We start from the raw sequence: 20842 nt of genomic DNA, 5'->3' as shown, positions 1-20842 counted from the left end.
AACCTGAAATGGCGTTGACCGTCCCGGCAGGTCGGGGCACACTCTCGCCCATGGCGAGCCCGGATGATTCAGCCCTCTTCTCAGACCCGGGAGGCGACCGTTTTCCGGCCCGGCCGGCCTGGCCCGCTTACGTCCTCATCCTGGGACTGTATCTGACCTTGCGCGGGTATCACAGCCTCGACGGCGACCAGGCGTACCGTCTACCGCTGCTCCTGCATCAGGGGAACGCCTCGCTCTACGCGGCGGACCCGTTCGTGAGGGCCTTCGAAGCGTTCAATCCCCACCGGGGATCGCAGGCGGTCCTCGGGATCATCTGTGGACTCCTCGGCCTATCCGCGGGCCTGTTCGCGATCTTCCTCGTGCTCTTCCTGGCGACCTGCCGGGGTCTCGACGGGATCGCGCGGGCGGCCTGGCCGGGGGGGAAGGCCGGCGCCGTCGGCCTGATCGCAATCGGACTCGCTCTGACCGCAAAGGCGGGCAGCCTCGGGACGAATCACCTGTTCGAGGCCATGGTCCTGGATCGGCTGATGGCCCTCGCCGCCGGCTGGCTGGCCATCGCGAGCGTCGTGGCCCGGCCGGCATCAGGGTGGTGGCGGGCGGGACCGCTGCTCATGCTGGCGGCGATCATCCATCCGTCGCTGGGCCTCCAGCTCGCCCTGCTGGTTTCCGGGACCTGGCTTGCCTGGGCCGCCTTTGGGGGTCGCACGGACGTGCGATGGCGGCCGGCCGGGAGGGGTCTCCTCGCGGCGGCCATCGCCGTTCTGCCGGGCCTGGCGCTCAATGTCGGGCCCGGAGGAGCTCTCGGCGAAGGGCTCTCTGCCGAGGACTTCTGGATTCTCGCCGTCGAGATCCAGAGTCCGCAGCATATGCTGCCGCACCTCTGGCGCATGCCCCAGTGGCTGGCGGCAGCCTGTTACCCCCTGCTGGCCGCGCTCTCGCTGCCGGCCGCATGGCGGACGGCCGCGGGTCGGCGACTGACGATCATGCTGGGGATGGCGCTGATCTGGCTGGCCGCGTCCTGGTTCCTGATCGAGGTCTTGCATGACCTCCGGATGACCATCTTCCAGCCGTTCCGAATGGCGACCGTGGCGCGTGGGCTCTGCCTGGTCCTGATCGCCGGGCGGATGGCGACTCTCTGGTCGCGCGGGGGTCGGCTCGATCGGCTTCGGGTCATCCTGATGTTCATCGCAACGGCCGGCGACTGGATGTTCGTGGCCGTGACGCTGGCGGAAGTCGCGACGACCCTGGCCGAGCGGGTGGAGGGTCGGCTCGTCGGCCCGGCCTTCGCGGCAACGCTGACCCTGGGCCTCTGGTATCTCTCGCGACATGACACGGAATCGGGGCACTGGCCGATCCTGCTCGCAGCCTCTGGCTGCGGCTCGCTGGAGATCCTTAGGCGAGCGCGCGATGCCTCGGCGCCTCGCTGGGCGCTCACTCCAGGAGAGGCTCGACTCAAGCTCGCGATGGCGGCGGCGTGGCTCGTACCCGCGATGGCACTGATTGCGAACCTGGTGCCGGCGGAGAGCTCGATCGGCCGGACGGCGGCCGTGCGCGGGCTGGTGGCGCGATGCCGGTTCGCGGCGGTGCCGGTGGAGGAGTTCGAGAAGCTCGGGGCCTGGTGCCGAGCGAATACGCCGGAGGATGCCCGGTTCATCGGGCCGCCGGGGCCGAAGACATTCCGGCTCTGGTCGCGGCGGAGCCTGGCGTTCAATCGCTCGAGCAGCCCCTATCACGCGGCGGGCCTGGCCGACTGGTTCGCGCGATACCAGGACCATGTCGGCCGCCACATCTCGCCGTCGGAGTTCGCCCGGGAGTACATCGAGGGACGTCACCGTCTGGAATCACGATACGATGCCATGACCGCCGGGGAGCTCGCCGCGCTGGCGAGGCGGCAAGGAGCCGACCACGTGCTGGCACCGGCGGACGACCGGCTTGCGTCCCCGGACGGCCCCCTCGAACGGATCCACGTCGAGGGCCGGCACGCCGTCTATCGCGTCCGGCCGGCGACGGCCGCGGTGGCCGCGGCCTATGAATCGCGCCAGAGCCATCGATAACGCAGCCGATGCGTGAATCCGCCGGGGTCGACCGCCGCGACCACCTGGACGCGGCTGGCCCGCCGTCCGGCCTCGGCGAGTGCCAGTACGTCCGGAAGCCGGGCCGTCAGCTCGAGGCGCGATGACGGGTCCGGCAGATCCCAGGCGACGCACCCCGGCCCCGCATCGGCGAGTTCGCTGGACCCGAGCCGTACCAGGTAAGTCGCCGCCAGGGCGGTGACGGGCGAGCGGCAACGATCAGCCACATCGAAATCGACCTCGAAGCGATTGGTTTCGCGATCGACGCGGCAGACGATTGACGCGGAGAAGTGGTGAAGGTGAAGGAGCCCGGTGAGGAGGATGCAAACGCCCCCGCCCTCGCCTCCGAGGTCGTGGCGTTGTAGCTCCTGGTAGACCGGGCTGATCACGCGCGAAGGGTCGTCGTGCTCGGACGGGGTCTCGACCGTCGCGAGGAGGAGGGCAGCGGGCTCAGCGCCCGGCCCGTCGTCGCTGAAGCACAGTCCGTGGGTCCAGCGGTCCGCCTCGCGGCGGAAGATGAAGCGAGCGCCGGCGGCCGCGATGACGACGCGATCGTCGGCTTGCTCGCAGGTCAATTCGACTTCGGGCTCGGGCATGGGACGCGTCTACCTCGCGGCTCACGCCTTGGTCAGGTCGTGGCCCTTGGCGAGCTTCATCCGGAGGTAGCTCTCGATGAACCCGTCGATTCCGCCATCAAGGACGGCGCGGGGGTTGCCGACCTCGTGGTTGGTCCGCAGGTCCTTGACGAGTTGGTAGGGTTGGAGGACGTACGAGCGGATCTGGTTGCCGAAGCTGACCTCGCCTTTCTCGTCGTACTTCTTGGCATACTCGGCCTCGCGCTTCTCTTCCTCCATGCGGATGAGCTTGGCCTTCAGGAGGGCCATGGCGTTGGCGTCGTTCTTGTGCTGCGAGCGTTCGCTCCGCGACTCCGCGGCGATGCCGGTGGGGAGGTGCGTGTAACGGACGCCGGACTCCGTCTTGTTCTGGTGCTGGCCGCCCGGCCCGCCCGAGCGGAACACGTCGCGCTTGAGGTCGTCGTCCTTGATGACGATGTCGATGGTGTCGTCGATCTCCGGGATGACGTCGACTGAGGCGAACGACGTCTGCCGCCGCGCGGCGGCGTCGAACGGGCTGATCCGGACCAGGCGGTGGATGCCGGTCTCGCCTCGGAGATTGCCGTAGGCGTAATCCCCCTTGATGTGGATCGTGGCCTCGGCGACGCCCGCGGCGCCCCCTTCCTCGCGGTCGGTGATCTGCACCGCGAATCCGCGAGATTCGGCCCACATCATGTACATCCGGAGGAGCATCTCGGCCCAGTCGCAGGCCTCGGTCCCCCCTGCCCCGGCGTGCACCGTAAGGAAGGCATGGCAGTGGTCATTCGGCCCGCTGAGCATCGACCGGAGCTCGAACGCCTCGAAGTCAGCCTCGGCCTTCTTCACAAGCTCGCGGAGCTCATCGTCGAATTCGTCGGAGCCCGCCTCCTCGGCCAGCTCGATCGTCGCGGACAGGTCATCGGCCTTGCCGACAAGCTCCTCGAAGGGCTTGAGCACCCCGTTGAGCGTCTTCAGCTCGGCGATGATCGCCTTGGCCTTCTCCTGGTCGTTCCAGAAGGACGGGCCCTGCATGACCTGATCGAGCTCGTCCCGCTTCGCCTGCTTTTCGCCGAAGTCAAAGAGAGTCTCGTAAATGGAGGATGCGGTCGATCACCGCCTTGGCGTTCCTCTTCAAATCGGCGTCCACGGCACAAAGCTCCTGGTTCGAGTCCGGCGCAAGCCGTTGGCAAGCGGGGCGCATCATCCTCGCCCCGCGAGTCCATGATTAGACCCGATGAGCGGGAAGTCAACCAGACCAGTCGTCTTGAGAGAGGCGCGGTGGTCCCACGGAAAAGCTCGCGGTAGATTGACGAAGGAGGTATGGATGATCGATCAGACCGTCGGCCGCCTGGCCCCCTCGCCCACCGGCGGGCTGCACCTCGGCCATGCCCGGACCTTCCTGATCGCCTGGCTGTCGGCCCGGCAAGCGGGGGGCAGGGTCGTCCTCCGGATCGAGGACCTGGATGCCACCCGCGCGAGGGCCGAGGCGATCGACTCGGCTGTCGCCGATCTCGAGTGGCTCGGCCTGGACTGGGACGACGGGCCGTTCTATCAAAGTCGTCGTACGGACCTCTACGACAATGCCCTGAGCCGTCTACGCGACGCCGAGCTCGTCTACCCGTGCACCTGCACCCGGGCCGACATCCTCCGGGCGGCGAGCGCCCCCCACGCCGAGGACGAGGGCCCCGCCTACCCGGGCACCTGCGCGGACCGATCCGCGGCCGATGCCGCGACCCTCGGCGACCGCCCGTTCGCCTGGCGGTTCCGCGTATCGGGCCGTACAGAGCCGGTCGCCTGGGATGATCTCTTCCTGGGCAGGATCTCCATCGATCCCCCCCGCCTCGGCGGCGATTTCGTCGTCGGCCGCCAGGGCGCGGGGGCGTCGTACCAGCTCGCCGTCGTCGTCGATGATTCCCAGATGGGCGTGACGCAGGTCATCCGCGGCGACGACCTCATACCGAGCACGCCCCGCCAGATCCTCCTCTACGAGGCCCTGCACCACGCGCAGCCGCAATTCGGCCACGTCCCGCTCGTCCTCGGCCCGGACGGCCGCCGCCTCGCCAAGCGCGACGGCTCGATCAAGCTGGCCACCCTCCGCGACCAGGGCCTGGATCCTCGAGACCTGATCGGCCTGCTTGCCCATTCCTGCGGCTGGACCGACCACCCCGCGCCCTCCAGCCCGTACCACTGGATCACGCGCTACTCGCCATCCTCCATCCCTGCCACGCCCTGGGTCCTCCCGGAAATGCGAACGAACCACAGAGGCACAGAGGCACAGAGAAGACAGGTCGAAGGTGGAGGAGAGGAGGAGAAAGAGAAGGCGAGGGAGGGGTAAAACGAAGAACTCATGGCCATTCACCGCATCAATTTCATTCAGCACTTCTCTATCGATTCCCTCTCTGTCCACTATCTCTCGTGCTCTTCCAATCTTCTCTGTGCCTCTGTGCCTCTGTGGTTCGTTCGTCCCTTATCCCGCCAGTTCCTTGAGCCTGCGGATCAGTTCCAGTGCCCTGTCGGGTGGAAGTCCGACCAGGTCGACGTGTCGCAGCTCCTCCAGGAGCGGGTCGGGCAGCGATGCGAAGAGGCTACCGGAGAGGGCTCGGCCGGACTTGACCTTGCGGCGGATCGCCCCCTCGGGGAGGCCCGGGTCCGGGCCGTGCTGCTTCTCCAGGAAGGCGAGGATCTCGCGGGCCCGGTCGAGCACCGGGGACGGCACGCCGGCCAGACGGGCGACGTGGATGCCGTAGCTCTGGTCGGCGCCGCCGGGGTTGATCCGGTGGAGGAAGACGATCTCGCCGTCGTGCTCGCTGACGGCGACATTCGCGTTTCGGAGGTGGGCCTTGGTCTTCTCCAGCTCCACGAGCTCGTGATAGTGGGTGGCGAAGAGCGTCCGGCAGCCGAGGTTGTCGTGGATGTGCTCGGTGATCGCCCAGGCCAGCGAGATCCCGTCGAACGTGGACGTGCCACGGCCGATCTCGTCGAGGATGACCAGGCTCTTCGGGGTGGCGTTGTTCAGGATGTTCGCCGTCTCGGTCATCTCGACCATGAACGTGCTCTGACCGCGGCTCAGCTCGTCGGTCGCGCCGACGCGGGCGAAGAGACGGTCCACCACGCCGATCCGCGCCCTGCGGGCCGGGACGAAGCTGCCAATCTGGGCGAGGATCGACGTCAGCGCCACCTGGCGGATATACGTGCTCTTGCCGGCCATGTTCGGGCCGGTGATCAGCAGGATCATGCCGGCATCCGGGCGGAGCGAGACGTCGTTCGGGACGAAGTCCCCGGCCCGCATCACCGCGTCGAGGACCGGATGGCGGCCCGCCTCGACCTCGAAGACCGGATCCACCGAGAGCTCGGGCCGGCAATAACCCTGGCGGGCCGCCAGCTCGGCGAGGGCCGCCAGCACGTCCACCTGCGCCAGGGCCGAGCCCGCCTGGATCAGCCGCGGGGCATCGGCGGAGACCCTGTCGCGGAGGGCCAGGAAGAGCTCGTATTCGAGGGCGTTGGCACGCTCGTCGGCGTTGCGGACCTCGTTCTCGAATTCCTTCAGCTCGGCCGTGTAGTAGCGCTCGGCGTTCTTGACCGTCTGCTTGCGGATGTAGTCCTCGGGGATCGCCCCACGCTGGGCCTGGGCGTGGGTGACCTCGATGTAGTAGCCGAAGACCTGGTTGAAGCCGATCTTCAGCCCCGGGATCCCGGTTCTCTGGACCTGATCGGCCTGATACCGGGTGATCCAGGACTTGCCCTCCTTCGAAACGGTGCGAAGGCGATCCAGCTCCGGATGGTAGCCCGGCCGGATCAGCCCCCCTTCCTTGACGGCGAGCGGCGGGTCCGCCGCGAGGGCCGCCTCGATCGACGACCGAACCTCGGGACAGAGCTCGATGGCGGCCTCGAGCTGCGCCAGCCGCGGCGAGCGCCGGGCGGTGAGACGGGCCTTGATGTTCGGCAGCAGGGCGAGCGTCCGCGCCAGCGCGGCGAGGTCGCGCGGGGTGGCCCGCCCGGTCGCGACCCGGGCGGCCAGCCGTTCCAGGTCGTAGGCCTCTCCCAGCTTCTCGCGGAGATCACCCCGCAGGGAGGCGTCGCCGACGAGCTCCTCGACGGCCGCCGACCGCTCTCGGATCAGGTCGATCGAGGTCAAGGGCGAGGTGAGGTAGTCCGCCAGCAACCGGGCTCCCATCGGCGTGACGGTCCGATCGATGACGTGGAGCAGCGAGCCCTCGCGCTTCCCCTCGCGGAGGGTCCGCGTCAGCTCGAGGCTGCGGCGGGTCATCTCGTCGAGGCCGAGGGTCTCGGCCCGTCGATAGGGCGTCAGGCGGACGATGTGGCCGAGAGAGGACCGCTGGGTCTCGCGGAGGTAGGCGACGAGCGCACCGGCGGCCTGGGCCTCGAGCGCCCGGTCGTCGATGCCGAAGCCTTCCAGCGTGGCCGTGTGGAACTGGTCGTGGAGGGCCTTCCGAGCCTCTTCGGGCTGGAAGTCCCAGGAGGGCCGGATCGTGACGGCGAGCCCGCCGCCGGCGGCCCGAAGGGCCTTGAGCCAGGGGGCATCGAGGTTCAGCTCGGAGACGAGCGTCTCCGCGGGGTTGAGACGGGCGAGCTCGTCCGCCAGCTCGTGTCGGAGCAGGCCGCTGAGCGAGAACTTGCCGGTGGAGAGTTCCACCCAGGCCAGGCCCAGCTTGTTGCCCCCCTCGACGATCGCCGCCAGGTAGTTGGGGGCCTTCGGATCCAGGAGGGCGTCGTCGGTGAGCGTCCCGGGCGTGACGACGCGGACGACGTCGCGCTTGACCAGCCCCTTGGCGAGTTTCGCGTCCTCGACCTGCTCGCAGACGGCGGCCCGCAGGCCCGCCTGGACGATCCGGGCCAGGTACGACTCGAGCGCCGGGTGGGGGAACCCGGCCATCGGCACGGCGGCCTCGCCCTTGTCCCGATCTCGAGTCGTCAGGGCGATGCCGAGCAGGGCGCTGGCGCGTTCGGCATCCTCGCCGAACATCTCGTAGAAATCGCCCATGCGGAAGAGCAGCAGAGCGTCCGGATCGCGTGCCTTCAGCTCGCGATACTGCTGCATCATCGGCGTCAGGGAGGGGTCGCTCATGGGAAGGGGCCCGGGGACACGATCGGTCCCGATCGACAGGCCGACGATGCGGCCCCCAAATGAAGGACGGTCCGCCCCGGGGGGAGCAGACCGCCAAGTTGAAACGGCATTCGCGTCGAGGCTCGACGGCCGAACGGAGACCGGGGAATCGATCGCTCCGTCCCGATCGCTCAGAACTTGTCGAGCGCGGCCTGCTCCTCGGCGTAGATCTCGAAGACCTGGTCGAGGCGAGTGATCCGGAAGACTTCGAGCAGGTCGGGGTGGATGCAGCAGAGCTTCAGCTTCCCCTTGACGGCGGCGACCTTCTTCTTGAGGTTGATCAGCTTGCCGAGCGCGGCGCTGGAGAGATACTGAACGTTGCCGAAGTTCAGCAAGATATTCTTGTGGCCTTCGTCCTCGACCAAGCTGTAGAGCTGATCGCCGACTTCCACGATCTGCTCTTCCGTCACGATCTTGGTGTCAACGAAACTGACGACCGTCACCCCTTCGACGTTTTCCAGGCGGAGGAGACGGCGAGGACCTTGCGACATCGGAACACTCCTGTCGGGGCTGGGTGTCGCATCAAGCGGGGCCGGCGACGATCCGCGGAATCATCGCATCTCGGCCCGAGATGGAAGGAACCGGGCGCAACATCGGATTGTACCGCGAAGCCCCTCGGCGCGAGAACCCATATCCCCATCAGACTTACCAGAACGTGGCGGGGAATCAAGGGCTTGCCGGGAAAACGCGCCCGCTCGAGGCCCCCCGGCCCGAACGACCGGCGCGGCCATCAGAACTTGTCGAGCGCGGCCTGCTCCTCGGCGTAGATCTCGAAGACCTTGTCCAGGCCCGTGAGCTTGAACGGGATCATCAGATCGGGGTGGATGCAGCAGAACTTGAGCTTCCCCTTGCTCTTGTCGATCCGCCGCTTGAAGCCGACGAGCTTGCCGAGGACCGTGGAGGAGCAATACTGGACGTTGCCGAAGTTGAGGAGGATCTTCTGCTTCGCCCCGTCCTCGGCAAGGGCATTGAGCTGCTCCCCCACCTCCAGGATCTGGTCGTCGGTGACGAGCTTGTTGTCGGTAAAGCTGACGACGGTCACGCCGTCGACATCCTCGAGGCGGAGGCGGGGGCGGGGACCTGAAGACATCGCGAGGGCTCCGACGAAGGCGATCGTTCGTTCTGGGGTGACGGAGGCTGAGGGGCCGCCCGGGCCGATCGCCGTCGGCGAGGCGACCCCGGATGAGGCAAGGCCGATAATCGGCACCATGATACGACATCGGGCCGGCCGGATGACAGTCGAACCCGCCGAGTCGCACCCGCGAGGCAACTCGCCCCGCCTGGAGGCGCCGATCTTTGGCCGGCTCGCCTTCGGAGATAGAATAGAGGCGGCCGCCGCTCCTGGGCCGGCCCCCGGGGCCGTCGGGGTCATCGCGGACCGAATCGAAGTCGAGGAGACAGCATGCCTTCCGCCGTGGAGACGTTCCCCAACCAGTTCCCCGATCGGGAGTACGAGATCGAGATCGCCTGTCCGGAGTTCACCGCCGTCTGCCCCAAGACGGGCCAGCCCGACTTCGGCACCATCCTCATCACCTACGTCCCGGCGGAAACCTGCCTGGAGCTGAAGAGCCTGAAGCTCTACCTGTTCGCCTTCCGCGACCGTGGCATCTTCTATGAGCATTCGGTCAACACGATCCTCGACGACCTGGTGGCCTCGTGTCGCCCCAGGCGCATGAAGGTCGTCGGCCAGTTCAACCCCCGCGGCGGGATGACCTCGAAGATCACCGCCACGATGGAAGCGGCCGCCCGCTGAGTCGCCGGAGCGCCGCCGGCCACCCCGCGACGCGGCCCCGGGAGAGGAGCTTCCCATCATGCCAGGCATCGTCACGCTCACCACCGACTTCGGGAACGACGGCCCCTACGTGGCCGCCATGAAGGGCGTCCTGCTCGGCATGGCGCCCGGCACCCAGGTCGTCGACGTCTGCCACACCATCTCGCCCCAGAACATCGTCGAGGGGGCCTTCGTCCTCGCCGGGATCGTCGACGCCTTCCCGCCGGAGACCGTCCACCTCGTCGTCATCGACCCGGGCGTGGGGACCGACCGCAAGCTGATCGCCGCCCGGATCGCCGACCAGTGGTTCGTGCTCCCGGACAACGGCCTGATCTCCGGCGTGACCCGGGCCCATGCGCCCGAGCGGATCTGGGAGATCAGCAACCCGGCGATCCGCCGCGGCGTGGTCTCCAACACCTTCCACGGACGCGACGTCCTCGCCCCGGCCGCCGCCCACTTGTTGCTCGGCCGCGACCCCTCGGAGCTCGGCCCGCCGGTCACGAAGCTCGTCCGCCTCCGGAACCTCGAACCGACCCGAGACAGCTCGGGATTCCAGGCCGAGGTGATCTTCCGCGACACCTTCGGCAACCTGATCACCAACCTGAGCGCCTCGCTGCTGGCCGAATCCCCACCGGATGGTTGGGTCGTGGAGATCGCCGGCCACCGGATCGAGGGCCTCTCCCGGACCTACGGCGACCAGCCCAGCGGCTCGCTCATCGCCCTGGTCGGCAGCTCGGGATGGGTGGAAATTGCCATCGTCAATGGCGACGCCGGCCGGCACCTGACCGCCGGGGCGGGGACCACCGTCTGGGTGCGACAATCGAAATCGGCGACGCCCCCCCGCGCGGTTGCGGCCCGGGGCTAGACTGGTATGTGTTGCAAACCAATTGCCGGGCGCGGTCCACGCGAGGAACGTATCCCTCCCCATCGATCGAGGCTATGACCGACCATGATCGGGAACCCGCCGAGTCCCTCGCCGACCCCCTCACCGGACGGCCTGACCTCGCCCGACGAGGCCTCGCTCTCGAGAGTCCCCGTCCCAACGCCTCACACGCCCGCCAGGCGGCCCGCCCCGGAAGACGGCTCGTCCTCCGCGAGCGGGGATGAGTTCTACGCCCTGCTCGAGGAGTCATCGCCCGACCCGTTTCTTCGGAGCGGCTCCGGAGAGGGAGAGACACCCCGCGAAGGACGCGATCCCGGGCCGGCCGTTGAGTTCATCGACGAACAGCCCGATGGACCCGAGCCCGCCCCGTTCCTGGGCCCTCTCTCCTCGTCCGACAACGCGATCGAGCTCCCGGTCGTCTTCACGCCGCCGCCGGACACGCTCCCCGCTCCCGCCGCGTCGGAGGCCGTCCGTCCGACCGAGGCCGCCACGACGAACGGCGAGGAAGACGCCTCCCCCCGGGTCCATTGGCGGTGGCTCCTGCTCGCCAGCTATGCGAGCGCCGTGACGCTCGCACTGGCCTGGATCCTCTGGACGGGACGGGGCCTCCATCGTCCCTCACCGGAGCCGTCGGACACCGAGGCCGTGGCAACCGATCCGAGCGAGCCCGGCCATGGCCTGATCGCCAGGCCCTCTCCTCCTCTGCCCCGCGGGAACCTCGTCGGCGTCAGTTCGAAAGCTCGGCTCGGCGGCCTGGACGTCCACCCGACCGGGATCTCGTTTGGCAACTCCCGACTCGAACGTCTCCACGGCGTGGCCGGCGAGGCCCGCGACGTCTCGAACGTCCTGATCCTGAGCCTCCGACTCAAGAACCGATCATCCGACCAGTCTTTCGTCCCGCTCGAGACGAGTTTCGTCCGCGATTCGGGCCACGCCGACGACGGCACCTACATCGAGACGGCCAACGGCCGGCGGGTCCCGATGTATCACCTGGCCGTTGAGAGCGAGTGGTCGTTCCCCGACCAGCACTTCGACGAGCTGAAGCCCGGCGAGCAGGCCGATACCGTCCTCGTCAGCCAGCCCGTCCGCCTCGCCGACCTGGCCGGACCGTTCACCTGGCATGTCAAGCTCCGCACCGAGCCCTACCGCAAGGAGGTCCTGGGCATCCGGTTCCGGGCGAGCGAAATCAAGAGGTAGGCCGTGGGAGGTGCGATGAAGTCACTCTCTTGCGGACAGGGGGGGCATTCCTCCCGGAGATTCTGGCCTAGCGCAACGGGGAGAACCGGGTACATTCGCCCCGCCCAACTCCGCAGGAGCCTCGTGATCACGAGCAGGATTCGCGTCTGCTTCGGTTGGGCGGCCGGGGCGTAACGACCCGGGATTGCCCATGCAGAACACAGGGCCCGAGCTCGTGGAAGGACTCCGAGGTGCTCAGTTCCACGGCGGTCCCGTGGCGGAACGCCCTGGCCATCCTGGAGCAACGATCGACGAGGTTCGCTCGAACCATCGACGGCCTCGCGGCCGATGAGATCCTGACCACTATTCCTCCACCGTCACCGCCACGAGGAACGGGTCGCAGACCCCGCCGGCTGAGGTCATGTCGAGCGTGGCGATCTCCTTCTCCGGGTGAGGGTTCGTCCAGCTCACGGCGAACAGGCGGGCCTTCACACCGGCGGGTCGCCGGGAATTCGCCGCCTCGTCGATCCAGGCGACGCGGGCGGAGGTCGGCATCACGACGTCCGGTCCGAACCAGTCCCACCACGCGCGTTGCCGACGGAGGGTCCACCAGTTCACGACGTCGCGACCGTAGACGATCGGGATCCGCTCGAACGAGCCGTCGGCGTAGTGGATCACGTAGGCGCCGACCTCGGCTCCGTCCTTCGCGGTCCATTGCACGCCATGGAGGAAATGGAGCGTCCGGCCGCGAGCCTTGACCGGGATGTCGGTCATCTCCCCGGGTGCTTCAAAGAACTGGCTACCCGCCAGGTGAATCATGAATTCGCCGATCCGGAAATACGAGCCGCCCAGCTTGCGGGCGCCGACCGGAAGGTGACCCAGGTCGTTGCCCGGGCCGCCCGGCGACTCGAAGAGACCGGACTCCGCATAATCGGACAGATCGACGAAGTGAAGCCGCTTCGCCAGGTCGGGCGGGATGGGATCGTCGGGGATCCGGGCAGGCGGCGGGGGCGTCGTGGGGATACGATCAAAGGTTACGTCTACCTCGTCGCGGCCCTGGGGGATCTGAAACTCCTGGATGCGAAATCCCGTCTGCCTCAGACAGAGACGGACCTCGTCCGTGGGGAGGTTATTGAGCACGAATGTGCCATCTCTGTCCGTAACGGCGTCCCCAACCTTGTCGGTGGGTGTCCCGGCTCGCGGATCGGACCAGGTGACGCCCACGTGGAAGAGGGGGCTCCCTTCCCTGTCCTGCACGTGGCCGGTGACCGAGCGAAGGCTTTCGGCCGCGGGGGGAACTTCCGGTACGACGGCCGGAGCGACGACCGCCTTCGCCGGCTCCGCCACGGCCTTGACCATATCGTTGGCCGAGGGAGCCACTGCTGGTCGGGAGATCCACACGAGTCTAACGAGATCCGCCTCACCCTTCTCGGGCACGTTGACGGCGCTCTGGCCGAGGCGAGACCACGGGGACTTCCGATCCATGAGGAACACGCTCTGCCTTCCAGGGGGCACCAGGAATGTGAAGGCGCCCGTCGCGTCGGTCTTCGCGGACTGAAGTGCCGACCCCGACATCGGGTGGGCCGGGCCATTGCAACCCACGAGGATCTCGGCCATCGGCTTGCCAGTCTTTCGGTCGATGACGATGCCACGCAAGGAGCGTCCTTCCGTGACCTTCAAGAGCACCGCCGTGCTCTGATCCGCCCGAACGCGCAGTCCCTCCATGGCGACGGCCGTCGCAGCCGGGCGATCTTGAACACCCAGCAGCACGACGTTGTAGACACCCGGAGAGAGGCCTCCCACGGAAAACCGGCCCTCTTCGTCCGTCTGGGCATACTCCGTGCGCTGGGAGTCATTCGGATGATTCTCGATCGGCTGAGCACTCACGCGGGCTCGCGGCAACGGGCGGCCCGTCTCCGCATTCGTAACGCGCCCGGCGATGGCCCCGGCTGGAACCATCGCGATCGGACCGACGGTCCGAGCATCCGGCGAGATCAGGTCCCAGGACCAGAAATAGCGATCATGGCGGGCACGGATCCAGACTCTCGTCCCGGTCGGCAGGCGGATCTGGAATCGTCCTCGTTGATCGGTCATCCCCGTCGGAAGCCGGACATCTCCGCGGAGAACGGCGGTCGAGGCGGAGAACGATCCCATCGGCCCGGGTCCCGTCGATGAGAACATCTCAGCGACAATTCTTGCGCCCGCGATGGGCACCCCTTTCGTGTCCACCACGGTCCCCTCGACGACATGAGTGAGGGGCCGCAGGGCCATCACGATCGGACGGGCCGGTGTCCCGTCAGGGTCGGCCGCCGCGCTCTCGTCCAGTACGATTTCCCTGATGGCGAGGGCATCGTCAACCAGGCTGGCGAACAGGGTCAGATGCCCGTCCATGCCGTCGCGAGGCACCATGACGATTCCCATCGAATCCGTCATGAGCCTTCGAAGCGGCGGGTTATCAGTCCCATGAAACAGATCGACGGCAACCCCGGCCACGCCGCGGCCCTTCTCGTCCACAATCCGGACATGAATTGGCTCGCTGACAACCTTCTGCTCCGGAGCGCTCGCCGCAACGGCCTGCGACGCGGGCGCTTCATCCGATCCGCCGTCACGACCCCTAAGCGCCATCGCGCCCACCACGACCGTCGCCGCCAGGCCGAGCGCGCCGGCCGCGGCGACGAGCCTGCCGAGGACAGCTCGCCGAAGCTCCGCCGACGCCAGGCCCACCGCAACCGCCGTCGCCGGTCCTCCCGCGGATTCCCCGGCGGCGACGGCCCCCGCCGCGTGCGTGGCCTGCTTCACCAGTGCCGGCGGGACGCTCCCGGCCGTCGACATGCCCATCGCCAACGACTCTGGACCGAATCCCCGCTTCGCCAGCCGCTCGCGGAGCCGTTCCCGCCCACGAGCCAGCCGGCTCTGCAAGGTGCCGATCGGACAGCCGAGTTGACTTGCTGCCTCTTCATACGAGGCCCCTTCCAGGTCGCACAGCACGACCGCCGCGCGGAAGGAGTCCGGCAGCCGGTCGACTTCCTCGTAAATCTCGGGACAGGGTTCCTTCATGGCCGTCGTCACGGGAATCCGCTCGGCCGAAACACGACGTTTCTCCAGCCGTTGACGACGGGCCAGTGTCCGCCGCAACCGCAGGGAGACCCGGCGGGCCACGCCATACAGCCAGCTCGACATGGCCGCCCCCCGCCGGACCGTCCCGGCCCGCTGCGCCAGCACGAGGAAGACCGCCTGGAACGCATCCTCCGCGTCCTGTCGGTTGGCCAGCACCGCCTCGCATACGCCCAGGACCATCGGCCCGTGCCGGTCCACGAGCACCGCAAACGCCCGCTCCGCCGCCTCGCGCCCGCCGGTCCGGTAGATCTCCAGCAAGCGATCGTCCCCGAACCCCGTCAGGGTGCCGGCCTCGAAGAGCACGCGGAGCGACGCCTCCGTGGATTCCATGACCGCGCCCATTCCACAGGCCCTCCCTTTTCGAGTTCACCCTTCCCGGAGCATGGTGGCCATACGGATCCCGCCCTGTTCCCGGTTTCTTCTCGATCTCTGGGCCCCCCATCCGTGTGATCGGTGTCATCCGTGGTTCAACGTCTCCTCTTCCGATACAATGTTCGTCTCGATCTCGCCCCGCGATGACCCCAACGCCCGCACCCGACAGGACGCGTCCGATGCCGACTCCGAACGAGTTGTATGACCTCGCCAGTGACCTTCGCGATCAGGGGGACAAGCCCGGCGCGATCGCGAAGCTGGAGGAGGCGGTGGCGATCGACCCGAACTTCACGATCGGCCACGGGATGCTCGCCAAGCTCTATGCGGACATCGCCGAGGCCGACAAGGCGATCGCCCACGCCCAGAAGGTCGTCCAGCTCGAGCCGGACGACGCCTTCAGCTACACGGCGCTCTCCGTCATCTGTGTCCGCTGCGGCCGGATCGCCGAGGCCGAGCACGCCAAGGCCATGGCCTGGCAGAAGCAGAACGGTTTCGAGGACTGACCCAGTCGCCCCGACGGAGAGCCACCATGACTTACCTCCGGATCGCGCTGGCGGGGATTCTCGCCGGCTTGTCCCCGCTTGCGCCCGCACAAACTCCGCCCGGAGCCGATGACGCCTGGGTGCAGTCCGCCCAGGGAGATCTGGTCGCGCTGTACACGCACCTGCACACCAACCCTGAGCTTTCCAATCAGGAGGTGAGGACGGGTGAACGGATCGCCGAGGAGCTGGAGAAGGCCGGCGCGAAGGTCACGCGCCATGTGGCGAAGACCGGAGCGGTGGGCGTGATCGAGAACGGTCCCGGGCCGGTCGTGATGGTCCGCACCGATCTCGACGCCCTTCCCGTGGTCGAGCGGACGGGCCTCCCGTTCGCCAGCAAGGTCAGGGCGACGAATCCGCAGGGGCAGGACGTCGGCGTGATGCACGCCTGCGGCCACGACGTCCACATGACCTGCTTCGTCGGCACCGCCCGCTGGCTGGCCTCGCACAAGGACCGCTGGAGAGGGACCATCATCCTCCTCGCCCAGCCCGCCGAGGAGGCCATCGGAGGCGCCCGCGACGTGCTCGCCGACGGACTCTACACCCGCTTCCCGAAGCCGAGCTTCGCGCTGGCGCTCCACTGCCAGGCCGTCGAGCCGGCCGGCGAGGTCTACTTCAGGCCCGGACCGCTTCTGGCCAGCTCCACGTCGCTCACGGTGACGATCCGCGGCAAGGGAGGACACGGGGCCTGGCCCCACAAGACGGTCGACCCGATCGTCCTGGCCTCGCTCGCCGTCCTCGACTTCCAGACGATCGTCGGTCGCGAGGTTGAGCCGCTCCAGCCGGCGGTCGTCACGGTCGGCTCGATCCACGGCGGCAACAAGCACAACATCATCTCCGACGAGGTAAAGCTCCAGCTCACCCTCCGCGCCTTCTCCGAGCCGGTCCGGCTCCAGCTCATCGAGGGCATCGAGCGCCGGGTGAAGGCGCTCGCCCAGGCCCACAGGGCCCCCGCACCCTCCGTCGTGATCGACGAGATCGCGCCAGCCACGATCTGCGATCCCCAACTCGTGGCCCGCGTCGCTCCTCTCCTTCGGTCGTCGATCGGGGCCGAACACGTCCACGAGACCGACCCGGTCATGGGCTCGGAGGATTTCTCGCGGTACGCGGAGGGGGGAGTCCCGATCATGATGTTCTGGCTGGGCACTCAGCCCCCCGGCCGGATTGCCGAGGCGAAGGCGAGGGGCGAAGACCTGCCGGCGCTCCATTCGGCTCTCTTTAGCCCGGATGCGGGGCCGACCATCGCGACCGGGATCAAGGCGATGACGGGGGCGGTGGTGGGCCTGCTTCCCCCATCCTGATCGCCCCCCGGGCCACGCTCAGTTCTCGTCCTCCTCGCGCATTCGTTCCCGGAAGAACTCCTTCAGCTCCGATCTCAGCTTCGGGTCCTTGATGGCGTCTCGCAGCGCATCCCTCGCCTTGATGGCCTTCCTCACGGCCCGAATGGTTTCCGAAGTCTCGCTCGCGGCCTTGAGCTTGTCGCTAATCGACTGGGGAGACATCCCGGCCGCCTTGGCGACGTCCTCGAGGGCCTGGATCGCCCCCATAACCTCGGACGGATGATCGAGCTTCTTGATGGCCTCGACCGCCTTGTCCGGATCGTTCCGGGAGGCCCAGCCGAAGACCCGGCTCGCGAACGCCTCGCCGGCCTTCAGCGTCTTCGATTTCCGGAGCGTGTCGCGGTTGCGGTCGAAATACCATAGGGCCGCGGAATACGGGTCATTGGCGGCCCAGCACTCCATGACCTTGGGGAACACCGACCGCTTCAGCGGTCCGTCCGGCAAGGCGAGGACGGCCTCGACGGCCTTCGGACCGTCCTTGGCGGCCCAGGCGGAGAGGAGCAGCTTGAGGGTGACGACGCCCTCTCGTGAGCCCGTTGCTTCCTGGATTTGCGGCAGCGTCTCGTTCCATGCCGCGGCGATGGCCTCCGGGGTGGCCGTGCGAAGGCTCGCCGAAAACGCCTCAAGCCGGTCGATGTCGACGACGTCTCCGTCCTTGGACTTCGCCCGCTCCAGGACCCGGCGCAGGTCGGCGGCGATCGTCGTCGGCCGACCGTCGGCACCGGCCGCGGGGGGCTGCGCGCGGGCCGCGGCCTCGGCACCCGGGACGGCGGGGGCGACGACCGCCACGGCCGCGCCGCCGGCCCCAGGGGCCGGTCCGCCGGGGGTCGGCACGAATCCGATCAGAGCCGTCATGGTCTCGGCGGGGGCGGAGATCGCCGTCACGGAGATACCGGTCGGGCCGTTGTACCCGTTCGAGTTGGGCAACGAAGTGGGCGTCAGGACGCCGGGCGGCAGGAAGTAGGTTCCCGGCCCGGCGTTCTCACCATCCAGGAAATCCGACGAGTTGTCCGCACGGACGACCCGGATGAGCTTGTTGCCCGTATACGAATTGTCCTCCAGGAAGTTGTTGTTCGTTGTATTTGGCCGTGCGTCCACGTGCCAGATGAGGAGGCCGTCGCCGGGCGCCCCGGAGATCCCGCCGTCGTTTCCGATCCTGAAACGGTTTTCGATGATGTACATCTCCGGGTCAGGCGTCAGGGGATTCGACGCGCCCGGGAAGATGGCGATCGCCTTGACGCCCGTCTGGCCGGATCCGGAGGCCAGCAGGGTGCGGAGCACCGGCGGCCCGGAGCCGACCACCTGCGGCGTGATCCAATCCAGCAGCCAGCGGCTGAACGCATTGTGGTTGCCGACGTTCGCGTCCATCATGTCGAGCCCGCCCAGGCCGCCCGGGGGCCCGCTGCCGGTATCGTAGTCGTAGTAATCCGGCAGCCCGAAGGAGTGGCCCATCTCATGGGTCAGGGTCTGGGGGTTGAAATCGTCGCCGGCGGGCCCGCGCGGGTTCACGAACTGGAACACGAACTGCTTGAGCGTCTTGCCGTCGAATTTCCGGGTGGAGGCTTCCGGCACGAAGAACGACCAGCGGTAGGCCCACCAGAACGACCCCCAGCCCGTGTCCGGGCCCGTGTACAGGATCGTCACCAGGTCGATGTCTCCGTCGTGGTCGTTGTCGTACTGGGAGAAGTCGTGGGCCGCGTCGAACGCCCCCATCGCCTCCTTGACCATGTCGAAGATCGCCTGGTTCCTGAGCGCCGAATTGTCCCCGCCCGCCGGGGGGGCGAAGTAGTCCCCCCGGTTCTTCGGCAGGTGATACCATCCCAGGACATTCCCCTGGATGTTCAACTTCCCCTCGGAAGCGCGGGCGTAGTAGTTGTGGACGCTGTCGAAGGGGAGGAACGCGGCGGCGGCCGGAGTTCCGGCGCCGTAGATATTCTGGCCAATGGTCCCCGCCGTCATCCCGGGCAGGACCACGTCCGCCTTGATGTCGTTGAAGTCGATGAGGATCGTCAGCGTCTTCTGCGTCCCGCTGGGCCTCAGGTCCGTGTCCGGATTGAACGGGAAAGCCATTTGCTGTCCGCCGAAGAGCCGGGCGCTGATCTCGGCGGCGGAGAGTCCCTGGGCCTGCAGGGCGGCGCGACGGATCCGGAAGAGGGCGCGGTCGCGGAGCGCCGCGCCGGTCCGATGCAGTTCCAACTGGCGGAAATGCAGCAGCCTGTCGTTGAAGGTGCCATCGGCCTTGGCCTTCTCGATGTCCGCGCGCGTGGGATGGTCGAAGCCACTGGCCGTCGGCAAGACGACCGCAAGGATCGTGAGGGCCATGCCCACGGCGCCCACAGCGGCGCGTCCTGGGAAGATCACGGGTCGCACTCCTTTCGTGAGGAACCGGAGCGATGCGGCTCCTTGGGACGGCGCCGCAGCGGCGGCGAAACAGGCGGGGTCGGTCCCCAATGTCTCCACCCCTGATGAATCCGATTTCGTCGCCCCACACCGAAGCCGACTCGACATGCTATCCTGGGATCCGATCGCCTCCGAGGTTCGCCCGCGGGTTCAATCGGGAGAGGAAGGAAAACCATGATCGCCGAGGGCGACCTCCAGGGTCCGGATTCGCTCGCGCAACGCTGGGCCGAGATCGACGTATCCCGAGCCCTAAGCCCCTCGCTCCTGATCGACCGCGGGATCGTGCAGAGGAACATTGAGAAGACGATCGAGCTGGCGCGCGATCCCGCCCGGCTGCGGCCGCACGCGAAGACGCACAAGATGATCGAGATCGCGCGGATGGAGGCGGAGCTCGGCATCCGCAAGCACAAGTGCGCGACCATCGCCGAGGCGGAGATGCTCGCGCGGGCCGGCGCGGCGGACATCCTGATCGCCTACCCGCTCGCCGGTCCCAACCTCCAGCGCTTCCTGTTGCTCCGGCGCGACTATCCCGGAACGAGCTTCCGCGCGACCGTGGACAATCCCGATTCCGCGCATGCCCTGTCAGCCGTGTTAAGCCCAGTCGACGGCCGGGTGCCGACGCTCGTGGACCTGGACGTCGGCATGGGACGCACGGGGATCGCCCCGTCCGACGACGCGGCGTCCCTCTATCACCTGATCGCCAGCCTCCCGGGGCTGATTCCCGACGGCCTGCACGCCTACGACGGCCACGTCCGGGAGGCCGACCCGGACGCCCGCCGGGCCGTCGTGCGGGATATCCAGGAGAGGACCTTCGCCTTCCGGGATCGCCTCCTCGCGTCCGGCCTCCCCGTCCCGCGGATCGTCTTCGGCGGCACCCCGAGCTTTCCGATCCACGCGGCGCTCGAGGAGCCGGACGTCGAATGCTCGCCCGGGACGATGGTCCTCCACGATCACGGCTACGCCAGCCGGTTCCCCGACCTCCCCTTCATACCGGCCGCGTTCCTGCTGACGCGGGTCGTCAGCCGCCCCCGGGCCGGCCGCCTTTGCCTGGATCTGGGCCACAAGGCCGTCGCCGCCGACCCGCCGGCCGGCGAACGCTGCCACCTGATCGGCATCCCCGAGCCCACCTTTGTCGGCCAGAGCGAGGAGCACCTCGTCATCGACACCCCCGCCGCCGACCGCTACCCCGTCGGGGCCTGCATCCTGGCCATCCCCACTCACATCTGCCCCACAGTCGCCCTTCACCGCCGGGCCTACGTGGTCGACGAGGGCCGGATCGTCGACCAGTGGGACGTGGCTGCCCGCGACCGGGTGATCGGGATTTGACGCGGAGAAACTCGCAAGGCCTTCACTTCGATCGCGTCCGGGGGAATTCAGGTTCGTTCGCCGAACCCTGACCTAGGGTTCTCTCAGACCTCCCGGCCCGGCCATGCATGGTGCATCTCGGGGCGGGA

The 20842-nt window shown here is 68.0% G+C and carries 15 protein-coding genes; 8 read left to right on the top strand and 7 right to left on the bottom strand.

The window, feature by feature from the left end; genetic code table 11:
• The first annotated feature begins 8 nt into the window (after nucleotides 1-8).
• Nucleotides 9-2054: a DUF6798 domain-containing protein gene (locus tag G6O54_RS10890; protein WP_165224592.1), complete on the top strand. Its 2046-nt coding sequence runs from the start codon at nucleotides 9-11 to the stop codon at nucleotides 2052-2054.
• Here the strand turns inward: G6O54_RS10890 and G6O54_RS10885 are convergent.
• On the bottom strand, nucleotides 2027-2668 hold the full coding sequence (locus tag G6O54_RS10885) for a hypothetical protein (protein ID WP_165224589.1): 642 nt from the start codon (nucleotides 2666-2668) through the stop codon (nucleotides 2027-2029). The genes G6O54_RS10890 and G6O54_RS10885 overlap by 28 nt on opposite strands.
• A gap of 21 nt (nucleotides 2669-2689) precedes the next feature.
• Nucleotides 2690-3812 (bottom strand): peptide chain release factor 2 gene (gene prfB / locus G6O54_RS10880; protein WP_250846825.1). Its coding sequence is split into 2 segments (ribosomal slippage): nucleotides 2690-3742 and nucleotides 3744-3812, totalling 1122 coding nucleotides; the frame shifts between segments, so codons are not numbered across the junction.
• A 177-nt stretch (nucleotides 3813-3989) separates the two neighbouring features.
• Between prfB and gluQRS the strand changes: the two genes are divergently transcribed.
• Nucleotides 3990-5000 (top strand): tRNA glutamyl-Q(34) synthetase GluQRS, encoded by a 1011-nt coding sequence (gluQRS, locus tag G6O54_RS10875; RefSeq protein ID WP_165224586.1) that lies wholly within the window; start codon nucleotides 3990-3992, stop codon nucleotides 4998-5000.
• A gap of 132 nt (nucleotides 5001-5132) precedes the next feature.
• Here the strand turns inward: gluQRS and mutS are convergent, their stop codons facing one another.
• The 3 genes from mutS to G6O54_RS10860 all read right to left on the bottom strand — a co-directional run bounded on the left by mutS (nucleotide 5133) and on the right by G6O54_RS10860 (nucleotide 8880).
• Nucleotides 5133-7751 (bottom strand): DNA mismatch repair protein MutS, encoded by a 2619-nt coding sequence (mutS, locus tag G6O54_RS10870; protein WP_165224583.1) that lies wholly within the window; start codon nucleotides 7749-7751, stop codon nucleotides 5133-5135.
• A gap of 170 nt (nucleotides 7752-7921) precedes the next feature.
• Nucleotides 7922-8281, bottom strand: coding sequence for an STAS domain-containing protein (locus G6O54_RS10865; RefSeq protein WP_165224580.1), 360 nt, complete (start codon nucleotides 8279-8281; stop codon nucleotides 7922-7924).
• Between the two features lie 239 nt (nucleotides 8282-8520).
• Nucleotides 8521-8880 carry an STAS domain-containing protein gene (locus G6O54_RS10860; protein ID WP_165224576.1) on the bottom strand — a complete coding sequence of 120 codons (360 nt, stop codon included), beginning with the start codon at nucleotides 8878-8880 and terminating at the stop codon, nucleotides 8521-8523.
• A 312-nt stretch (nucleotides 8881-9192) separates the two neighbouring features.
• Here G6O54_RS10860 and queF point away from each other — a divergent pair, with 312 nt between their 5' ends.
• The 3 genes from queF (at nucleotide 9193) to G6O54_RS10845 (ending at nucleotide 11641) form a co-directional block, all read left to right on the top strand.
• The gene (gene queF, locus G6O54_RS10855; RefSeq protein ID WP_165224573.1) at nucleotides 9193-9543 is read left to right on the top strand and encodes a preQ(1) synthase; all 351 of its coding nucleotides are present in this window, start codon (nucleotides 9193-9195) and stop codon (nucleotides 9541-9543) included.
• A 58-nt stretch (nucleotides 9544-9601) separates the two neighbouring features.
• Nucleotides 9602-10426, top strand: coding sequence for an SAM hydrolase/SAM-dependent halogenase family protein (locus tag G6O54_RS10850; protein ID WP_250846824.1), 825 nt, complete (start codon nucleotides 9602-9604; stop codon nucleotides 10424-10426).
• 84 nt (nucleotides 10427-10510) lie between these two features.
• Nucleotides 10511-11641 (top strand): hypothetical protein, encoded by a 1131-nt coding sequence (locus G6O54_RS10845; protein ID WP_165224568.1) that lies wholly within the window; start codon nucleotides 10511-10513, stop codon nucleotides 11639-11641.
• A 342-nt stretch (nucleotides 11642-11983) separates the two neighbouring features.
• Here G6O54_RS10845 and G6O54_RS38515 read toward each other — a convergent pair whose 3' ends face one another.
• The gene (locus tag G6O54_RS38515) at nucleotides 11984-15079 is read right to left on the bottom strand and encodes a sigma-70 family RNA polymerase sigma factor (RefSeq protein WP_165224565.1); all 3096 of its coding nucleotides are present in this window, start codon (nucleotides 15077-15079) and stop codon (nucleotides 11984-11986) included.
• Nucleotides 15080-15288: 209 nt separating this feature from the next.
• On the opposite strand from G6O54_RS38515, the gene G6O54_RS10835 reads away from it, so the two are divergent.
• Complete coding sequence (locus tag G6O54_RS10835; RefSeq protein ID WP_165224543.1) at nucleotides 15289-15612, top strand: tetratricopeptide repeat protein; 324 nt, start codon at nucleotides 15289-15291, stop codon at nucleotides 15610-15612.
• Nucleotides 15613-15638: 26 nt separating this feature from the next.
• Entirely contained in the window at nucleotides 15639-16949 is a 1311-nt protein-coding gene (locus G6O54_RS10830) for an amidohydrolase (protein ID WP_165224538.1), read from the top strand.
• 18 nt (nucleotides 16950-16967) lie between these two features.
• Here G6O54_RS10830 and G6O54_RS10825 read toward each other — a convergent pair whose 3' ends face one another.
• On the bottom strand, nucleotides 16968-19349 hold the full coding sequence (locus tag G6O54_RS10825) for a M6 family metalloprotease domain-containing protein (protein WP_165224532.1): 2382 nt from the start codon (nucleotides 19347-19349) through the stop codon (nucleotides 16968-16970).
• A 213-nt stretch (nucleotides 19350-19562) separates the two neighbouring features.
• On the opposite strand from G6O54_RS10825, the gene G6O54_RS10820 reads away from it, so the two are divergent.
• A complete protein-coding gene (locus G6O54_RS10820) occupies nucleotides 19563-20714 on the top strand; it encodes a D-TA family PLP-dependent enzyme (protein WP_165224528.1) in 1152 nt (383 codons plus the stop codon).
• Nucleotides 20715-20842 lie beyond the last annotated feature (128 nt).

This window comes from Aquisphaera insulae, assembly GCF_011064615.1.
Lineage (GTDB): Bacteria > Planctomycetota > Planctomycetia > Isosphaerales > Isosphaeraceae > Aquisphaera > Aquisphaera insulae.
The sequence above is the reverse complement of the archived record's forward strand: the minus strand, read 5'-3'. Positions and strand labels throughout refer to the sequence as shown.